This window comes from Ruegeria sp. CDSB117 (genome assembly GCF_059611005.1).
The window spans coordinates 1-6,539 of the sequence record NZ_JBXWOS010000055.1 but is presented as its reverse complement, the minus strand read 5'-3'; the positions used below and the strand labels follow the sequence as shown (position 1 = coordinate 6,539).

Below are 6,539 nucleotides of genomic sequence, written 5' to 3'. Positions count from 1 at the left end.
CGCGGGATGGAGCAGCCCGGTAGCTCGTCAGGCTCATAACCTGAAGGTCGTAGGTTCAAATCCTACTCCCGCAACCAAACTTTAAGGTCGGATAATCTCAACGCAGCCCGGGCAGACTGCAATTGATCCCCCAGATCAATCGCTTAACGTCTCAAACTCGCCAGCCGAATAGCCTGCAACGTCGTAGGGCATCGTCAGGGCGTCGAAACGGGTTTTCCGTTGTAGCATGATGCTGTGTTGAGTCTGCCTGATCTGTCCCGCCTCATGGGTTTCAGTTTCCCGTGTTCCGTCGTCACCTATGCGTAAGCGTCCTATCGGGGCCCAGAAGCTCCACTTTCATTCTTTTCCAACCAGCTTAAGACTATCGAACAAGCGATTGGGGCAAGTTGATTGCGTCCGTCTATTGTATCATTTGCTGGACCGACAAAACTGATGGCAAAGTCATCTGGAAACAGGCCAGTTGGTTCGGCGCGTCTCCATGAGCCTCTTTTAGGTCCCGGTACACAGTCTGGACAGAAATCGGAGAACTACGAATATCGAACTCCGTGCTAGAGAATTACCTGTATTTTACATACCCCTTGGCTGAGCACCTACCAGAATCGCGCGTTTTCAGGTATGAGTCCAAGCATTGATTTATTCTTTGAGGTAATGCCATGACCATTGTTCGCACCGTAATTGAGTACCGTGCTGCGCTCCGGGAGATTGAATACCTGTGGGATTCTGAGCCTGATACTGACGAAGGTAAGCGGCTGGAAGAGTACTTATCCGCGGTCGAACACTACGAGCAGCTTTCCGATACGGCACCCGACAAGCAGGCCATTGCCTAAACCTGTGGCATCACATCGCCGTGAGTGCTGCTCACAGTTCTAGGAGAATAGAGATGAACAGGAACTACATAATAATCGCTGCAGTGATTGTTTTTGTCTTAGCTATCTTCATGATGAGGTCAGGCGACGAGGATGCAGGGGGTGATGAAGCTGCACCAGCTGCGGCTACGGAATAGGCGCATCTCGGGGTGGAGAGCGCCAATGCGTAAGTGTTGCATCTAACTCGTAAGAAATGATCTCCCTTATACATTGGGGGCGGTCCATATTGCCGCGTAGCGCCAATATGGAAAAAATTCCGCAGTCGGCCCAAACCAAACCTTGGACAAGTTCTCTTTGCCGCTGCGCGGCATCAGTCAAAACAGACGTTCGCACATTCGGCTATGCGCAAGTTGGTGGAACGCCACCAGGTGAACAACAAGCCACTTTATAGCTGATCATCTTTCTCAGACCCGTTTACGTCGCTTTTGAGATTTGAGAACGCTGACGAAGGATCGTTTGATCACCGCTTGGGCGGTAAAACCCATTTCATCCCGTCCGGCTTTTGGACGCGATTGAAAATTTCTTCTAATATGTCCTCCAAGTGCAATATGGGATTGAGTTGCTGCGCCGCTTTTGCCGATACGAACGAAGTCCCCACTGCATTTGTGAATCAGAGCTGAACCAACTCCGGTGATAGGCCGGTCGGCAATCAGAAAAGTTTAAGAAAAATATAGGTAAACATTTGATTTAAAACATAATTTTGACTTTTCCCACTCACAGGGAACGCACCACGCAGTTTTACCTCTGATCCGGTCCGCAACTGGAATTGGAGGCTTCGAAATGCTGGATAAAAGGAATCTCTTTCGCCCTCAGCGAGCGCCGGCCAGAGCAAATTGCAAACCTACGCACCGCGGAATCAAAGCTATGGTGGCGGCGCTGATTGCAGGAATACTGACTTCGGCGACTTCTGTCCCTTCGCCCACGTTAGCTGACGGGCTGATGGTTGTTGGCAGCGACCGAGGCGGATATCTGCATGACCGTTTGATCGAGATCGAAAACCTGCAAAAAAACGACATTCAGGTCGAAATTCGGGGACGTGTCTGCTTTTCGACCTGCACGATGTTTCTGGGCCTTCCTGGAACCTGTGTGAACCCTGACACGACATTTGGATTCCATGGACCTTCGCGCAGTGGTCGGCGGCTTGCTCCAGAAGACTTTGACTATTTCAGTCAGGTCATGGCGGCGTATTATCCAGAACCGCTCAGGAAGTGGTTCATGGAAAAAGGGCGTAAGCGCATCAACGGCGTTTTCAGGATAAAAGGCACCGAGATCATCCGAATGGGAATTCCTGCCTGCCGGACCGCCTGAATGAAGCTTGCTTAGACCAGCGCGCAAATGTTAGACGCCTTGGGTCTTGACCATCGGCCCTTGAATTCAATGCTAGCCGGTCGCAGTAGCCACTCAGGAGGCCCCCCTAACGTGCTGTCATCTCTGATTCAACGTTTCGGGCGACGCGCGGTCTTTGCCGCTCCGATGCCGGACAGGCCAACCTGTGTCATTGGTGATGTGCATGGTTGCGTAAGACAGTTGCAGAATCTGTTACCTAAGATCCCAAGGGATCATCGGGTCATCCTTGTCGGAGATTATGTCGATCGCGGCGAAAACAGTGCTGACGTTCTGCGTCTGATCCAAAACCGCCCGGAATTCATCTGTCTGAAGGGAAACCACGAAGACATGATGTTGAATTTCCTGCGTGACCCTGAACAACATGGCCCGCGCTGGCTGCGTTATGGCGGCCTGCAGACGCTGGCTTCTTTTGATGTGCGGAACGTGCGCGCCGAAATGGCCGCTGCCGAGCTGGTCGCCTGCCGTGACAATCTGTTGGCGGAAATGGGACCTGAGCTGGTCCAATGGATCGCGGAACTAAGGGCCTTTGACTATTCCGGAAACGTTCTCGTGACACATGCTGGCGCAAATCCGAATACGCCCGCCGATCAGCAACCCGAAAAAACCCTGATATGGGGCGACCCGGAATTTCGGACAACCGACAGGCGGGACGGCGTGTGGGTTGTTTACGGACACACAATTGTCGATCAACCAACAGCCCTGCGCGGACGGATTGCTGTGGATACCGGAGCCTTTGCCACCGGCGTATTAAGCGCGGTCTGCCTGGATGGTGGTGAGCCTACATTCATCAGTGCCGGTTCTTAACGAGATTAACGCAAATACACTGTTGAAAACAAAAGAAAATTTTAAGGGTGCGCAGTTTCGGACCCTCACCGGCGTTCGTGGCGCCAGGCATCCTTTTTTCCGACCAAACCAAGCCGGGCCTTGTCAGGTCATGACGGTTTCAATAGGAAAATTAGGAACCGCGTTAAATTATAGAGCTTTTTATGTTGATCTGTCCTGTCCTTCTTTGTGGAGGCTCCGGCACGCGCCTCTGGCCTTTGTCCCGAAAGAGCTACCCGAAGCAATTCGTTCCATTGGTCGGCGAAGAGACTCTGTTTCAGGCGTCTGCCCGCCGGTTGTCCGGAACAAACGCGGAATTGGAATTTGAATCGCCGGTGGTTCTGACCAACTCGGACTTTCGGTTCATTGTTGCGGAACAGCTGCAGGCCATCGGCATTGATCCCGGAACAATCATGATCGAACCTGAGGGTCACAACACAGCGCCAGCGGTTCTTGCGGCGGCACTGTATGCTTATGCCAAGGATGAGGCCGCTGTATTGCTGGTTGCCCCTTCCGATCACGTTGTACCGGATGCTGCTGAATTTCAGGCTGCTGTTGCCCGTGGTCTGGAGGCGGTTGCACAAGGCAAACTGGTGACGTTTGGGATTACTCCGACACATGCGGAAACGGCGTATGGATATCTTGAGCTGGCCGCGGGTTCGGGCGGTGACGGAGCGCCTGTTCCGTTGAAGAAATTCGTCGAAAAGCCGAACTTGGCCCGTGCGACCGAAATGCTGGAGGCCGGGAATTACAAATGGAACGCGGGCATTTTCCTGTTTCGTGCGGCAGATATCATCGCAGCCTTCCAGGCCCACGCGCCCGATCTGATAAAACCGGTGAAGGAAGCGGTTGAAACAGCAACGCCGGACCTGGGGTTCCTGCGCCTCAACCCTGAAAGCTGGGCGCAGGCCGAAGACATTTCGATCGACTATGCCGTAATGGAAAAAGCAACAAACTTGTCGGTCGTGCCTTTCGGCGCTGCGTGGTCGGACCTGGGCGGCTGGGACGCCGTATGGCGCGAAAGCGGCCCGGACGCACAAGGCGTGGTGACCAGTGGCGGGGCAACAGCGATTGATTGCCACAACACCCTTTTGCGGTCGGATAGCGAGCAGCTGGAAATCGTGGGTATCGGACTGGACAACATCATCGCTGTGGCGATGAATGATGCGGTTTTGGTTGCCGATGCATCGCGGGCGCAAGACGTCAAAAAGGCGGTGAGCGCGCTTAAGGAAAAAAACGCGTCCCAGGCGACGGAATTCCCAAAGGACCACCGCCCGTGGGGGTGGTTCGAAAGCCTGGTGGTTGGCGAGCGGTTTCAGGTGAAGCGTATCCATGTGCACCCTGGTGCATCGCTGAGCCTGCAAAGCCATTTCCACCGTTCCGAACACTGGATTGTTGTCGAGGGTACCGCCCGTGTGACAATCGATGATCGTGAGCAATTGGTGACCGAAAACCAGTCTGTCTATATCCCTCTCGGGGCCACGCACCGGATGGAGAATCCGGGAAAGGTTCCGATGGTCCTGATTGAAGTGCAGACCGGCACATATCTGGGTGAGGATGATATCGTGCGCTACGAAGACAAATACGCGCGGGGGCAGGGGGCCAAAGGCTGAACCGCGCCTGAAGTTTCAGTGTGACGTTGATTCAAAATGCGCGGCAGGGATCAAGTATTCCGCCGCGCAATTTTTCTTTGTGTGGGGGGCTGACGGCGCAACGCGCGGTGCGCTGGCGGATCGTTAAATGGATAATCCTAACGTGCCGCTGACTGACACAGACAGCGAGACATGAATCATGATGACCAACCCATTCAGCAACCGAGCCTCCAGCCTGTCCGGCCCTGCGCGTGACATTGTTCCCGTTGTCGCCTCGGACAATACGGATCTGGCCGATGTAGCAATCGGTCTCTACGTCGAAGCCGGCGGCGCGATTGTTCTGACCACCGTTCGGGGCGAAACCCGTACAGTTCAGGTGTCGGACTTTTCGATCCTGCCGGTGGGGACAATGCGTGTACATGCAACCGGAACTACAGCGTCCGGTATCCATGCGATGGTATTGGCCTAAACGCAGGTCAATCAGGTCAAGGTTCGAAGGCGCGCAGCCAGTGACAACCGTTTAGTCTGCGCCAAACAAATCCCGGGTAAACACCTTGCCCGCGACATCCTCAAGTTCGGGGCTGTGCCGGTTGGCAACGATCAAATCGGCTTCGGACTTAAAGGCTTCGAGATCCTGCACGACACGAGACCGGAAAAACTCCTCCCCCTCCAGCGCCGGTTCATAAACAATGACCTCGACTCCCTTGGCTTTCAGTCGCTTCATGATCCCTTGGATCGAGGACTGACGGAAATTGTCGCTGCCCACTTTCATGACCAACCGGTGAATACCAACGACGCGCGGGCCTCGCATCAGAATCTGATCGGCCAAAAAATCCTTTCGCGTCCGATTTGCGTCCACGATGGCGCGAATGAGGTTTTGCGGAACATGGTTGTAGTTGGCCAAAAGCTGTTTGGTGTCTTTTGGCAGGCAATAGCCTCCATACCCGAAGGAAGGGTTGTTGTAATGGCCACCAATGCGCGGATCCAGTGAAACGCCTTCGATGATCTGGCGGGTGTTCATGCCACCAGCCATTGCGTAACTGTCGAGCTCGTTGAAAAAGGCCACCCGCATGGCGAGGTAGGTGTTGGAAAACAGCTTGATCGCCTCGGCCTCATCCGGGTCGGTGAACAGGACGTCCACATCTTTGGTCACGGCACCTTCCAGCAGAAGCTCGGCAAACACCCGCGCCCGGTCCGAACGTTCGCCGACGATCACGCGGGACGGGTGGAGGTTGTCATAAAGCGCCCGCCCTTCACGCAGGAACTCCGGTGAGAAAATGAAATTGTCGCTGTCCAGATCGGCGCGCAGCGCCTGAATATACCCCACTGGGATCGTCGATTTGATGATGATCGTGGCCTTAGGGTTGATCGCGTTCACTTGCCGGGCAACGGCTTCGACGCTTGAGGTGTCGAAGTAGTTGGATTTGGCATCATAATTCGTCGGGGTCGCCACGATCACAAATTCGGCGTCTTCGAAAGCCGGTTCTGTGGTTGCCCTGATCGAAAGGGCTCGGTTGGCAAGAAAGTCTTCCAGTTCGGCATCAACGATGGGGCACTGGCCGGAATTGACCATTTCAACCCGTTCTTTTGAAATGTCGATTGCCGTGACATCGTGGTTTTGTGCCAATAGCACCGCATTGGACATTCCCACATACCCGAGACCTACAACTGCAATCTTCATTCCTATGCCCTCATACTCGCAAACCGGTGTGTACTTCACCTGCTTTATTGCTTGCCGATTGTAAATGCGGGTGTGTGTGCCGAAAACCCCATCGTTACGAATTTATTCGAGGTTTCGATCCGTTGGATGCAGGTCCGAACCAGATGCTGGCCATCTAGGTTCTGGACCCATTAAATTTGTTGCTGCTGTCTCTGTTGCATGCTTCAAGCCACTGAGTTTCAGAGGTGTATC

At 54.0% G+C, this 6,539-nt stretch carries 7 protein-coding genes and 1 tRNA gene; 7 read left to right on the top strand and 1 reads right to left on the bottom strand.

Annotated features, from left to right (window positions below; all coding sequences use genetic code 11):
• From AC2FJC_RS23515 to AC2FJC_RS23485, 7 genes are all read left to right on the top strand, one after another.
• Positions 1-77: transfer RNA gene (locus tag AC2FJC_RS23515), tRNA-Met, on the top strand.
• 576 nt (positions 78-653) lie between these two features.
• Positions 654-827, top strand: coding sequence for a hypothetical protein (locus AC2FJC_RS23510; protein ID WP_496742110.1), 174 nt, complete (start codon positions 654-656; stop codon positions 825-827).
• Positions 828-880: 53 nt separating this feature from the next.
• The gene (locus AC2FJC_RS23505; RefSeq protein WP_496742108.1) at positions 881-1,003 is read left to right on the top strand and encodes a hypothetical protein; all 123 of its coding nucleotides are present in this window, start codon (positions 881-883) and stop codon (positions 1,001-1,003) included.
• A gap of 727 nt (positions 1,004-1,730) precedes the next feature.
• Positions 1,731-2,174 carry a hypothetical protein gene (locus AC2FJC_RS23500; RefSeq protein ID WP_496742106.1) on the top strand — a complete coding sequence of 148 codons (444 nt, stop codon included), beginning with the start codon at positions 1,731-1,733 and terminating at the stop codon, positions 2,172-2,174.
• 111 nt (positions 2,175-2,285) lie between these two features.
• The gene (locus tag AC2FJC_RS23495) at positions 2,286-3,017 is read left to right on the top strand and encodes a metallophosphoesterase family protein (protein WP_496742104.1); all 732 of its coding nucleotides are present in this window, start codon (positions 2,286-2,288) and stop codon (positions 3,015-3,017) included.
• A gap of 182 nt (positions 3,018-3,199) precedes the next feature.
• Entirely contained in the window at positions 3,200-4,648 is a 1,449-nt protein-coding gene (locus tag AC2FJC_RS23490; protein WP_496742102.1) for a mannose-1-phosphate guanylyltransferase/mannose-6-phosphate isomerase, read from the top strand.
• A 178-nt stretch (positions 4,649-4,826) separates the two neighbouring features.
• Complete coding sequence (locus tag AC2FJC_RS23485) at positions 4,827-5,096, top strand: spike base protein, RCAP_Rcc01079 family (RefSeq protein WP_496742100.1); 270 nt, start codon at positions 4,827-4,829, stop codon at positions 5,094-5,096.
• Between the two features lie 51 nt (positions 5,097-5,147).
• Here AC2FJC_RS23485 and AC2FJC_RS23480 read toward each other — a convergent pair whose 3' ends face one another.
• Positions 5,148-6,308, bottom strand: a complete 1,161-nt coding sequence (locus AC2FJC_RS23480) for a nucleotide sugar dehydrogenase (protein ID WP_496742098.1) — start codon at positions 6,306-6,308, stop codon at positions 5,148-5,150.
• Positions 6,309-6,539 lie beyond the last annotated feature (231 nt).